Annotated in this window: 3 protein-coding genes and 1 pseudogene; all 4 read left to right on the forward strand. The window is 59.6% G+C overall.

Going from position 1 to position 1,513, the window contains the following annotated elements:
* Positions 1 to 418, forward strand: a pseudogene (locus RCH91_RS00035) (radical SAM protein); the annotation flags it as partial.
* 54 nt (positions 419 to 472) lie between these two features.
* On the forward strand, positions 473 to 757 hold the full coding sequence (locus RCH91_RS00040; RefSeq protein ID WP_306532459.1) for a BrnT family toxin: 285 nt from the start codon (positions 473 to 475) through the stop codon (positions 755 to 757).
* On the forward strand, positions 741 to 1,013 hold the full coding sequence (locus RCH91_RS00045) for a BrnA antitoxin family protein (protein ID WP_306532460.1): 273 nt from the start codon (positions 741 to 743) through the stop codon (positions 1,011 to 1,013). Before RCH91_RS00040 ends, RCH91_RS00045 begins: the two co-directional genes overlap by 17 nt.
* An 11-nt stretch (positions 1,014 to 1,024) precedes the next feature.
* The coding region (locus tag RCH91_RS00050; RefSeq protein WP_306532461.1) for a radical SAM protein at positions 1,025 to 1,513 on the forward strand (489 nt) is incomplete at its 3' end.

Genomic DNA, 1,513 nt, shown 5'->3' on the forward strand with positions numbered 1-1,513 from the left:
CATCCTCTCCGTGAACCCCTTTGTCCCCAAGCCCTTCACCCCGTTCCAGTGGTGCGGCATGGAGGAGGTCCCCTCCTTGGAGAAAAAGCTCAAATACCTCCAGCAGGCGGTGGGGAAGCTCTCCAACGTGCGGCTCATTGCAGAAAGCCCCAAGGACGCCTATCTCCAGGCCCTCCTCTCCCGGGGTGACCGGCGGCTCGCGAAACTCCTCCTCCGCGCAGCCGAGTTGGGAAGCTGGAAACGGGCGGCCCGGGAGTTCGAGGTCGACACCGATTTGCTCGTCCACCGAAACATTCCCCTTGACGAAACGCTGCCGTGGGACGTCATTGGCAGCGCCGGCGCTGACCGGCTCAGGCGGGAATACCGGCGGGCGTTTCCGGACCAGCTTGCTGGTATGGCGTTTAGTCAGAAAGATTGACTTTGCGGGGATGTGTCTGTACAGTTTTGTACATACAAAACAAGGAGGACTGTGGTGCGCCTTGTCTGGGATGATACCAAGAACCGAACCAACAGGGCAAAACACCACGTCAGCTTCGAGACCGCCAGTCTTGTCTTCGCGGACCCGTTTCATGTCAGTGTGCTTGATCGTGTCGAGAATTGTGAGGAGCGCTGGCAGACGCTGGGAATGGTCGGTGGCATAGTGGTGCTTCTGGTGGCCCACACGTTTGCGGAGCAGGGCGGAGAAGAAGTCGTCCGAATCATCTCGGCCCGCAAGGCAACCCGGAAAGAGAGGCAACGATATGAAGAAGGTCACTGAAAAAAAGGCGGAAGAGTTGGCGGCCCTTGCAGCGCTCCCCGATGACGAGATCGATACCTCCGACATGCCGGAAGTTGTTGACTGGGATAAGGCCGTGATTGGGCATTTTTACCGCCCGATCAAACAGACCGTCACCATTCGTCTCGACGCGGATGTGCTCGACTGGCTCAAGAAGGGGGGAAGGGGATACCAGACGAAGGTAAACAAGATCCTCCGGGCCGTTATGGAGCAGCAGCGCAAGAAGACTGCCGCGTGATGGTTTGACCCATGCCCACTTACGTCGAACCAATCTTCCGTCCCCCCAGCGAGGCCCGCAGCCTCATCTTCCAGATCACCATCGGCTGCTCCCAGAACCATTGCGCCTACTGCGGCATGTACAAGATGAAGCGCTTTGCCCTCAAGCCCGCAGAGGATGTTTTTTCCGAGATCAACGGGATTCCGGCACGCTACCGTTCCCATGTGGACCGGGTCTTTCTGGCCGACGGTGATGCCCTGGTCTACCCCTTCGAGGGGCTCTGCGCTATTCTCGACCGGCTGGCAGAGACGTTTCCGAATCTGGCGCGGGTCGGCTCCTACGCTTCGCCCAACAGCCTCACCACCAAGAGCCTTGAGGAACTGCGGATACTGCGGGAAAAGAGGCTCCGGATACTCTACTTCGGACTGGAGTCGGGGGATGACGCGACGCTTGCGGCGGTGAACAAGGGGTTTACGGCGGAGAAAATGGCGCAGGAGGCCCTGAAGGCCCGGGAGGCGGGG

The sequence above is a fragment of the Geobacter sp. genome (assembly GCF_030834625.1).
GTDB lineage: Bacteria > Desulfobacterota > Desulfuromonadia > Geobacterales > Geobacteraceae > Geobacter.

Bases quoted from the DNA above. Each gene is read 5' to 3' on its own strand.
- RCH91_RS00045 (WP_306532460.1), top strand. From the start codon at position 741: ATGAAGAAGGTCACTGAAAAAAAGGCGGAAGAGTTGGCGGCCCTTGCA.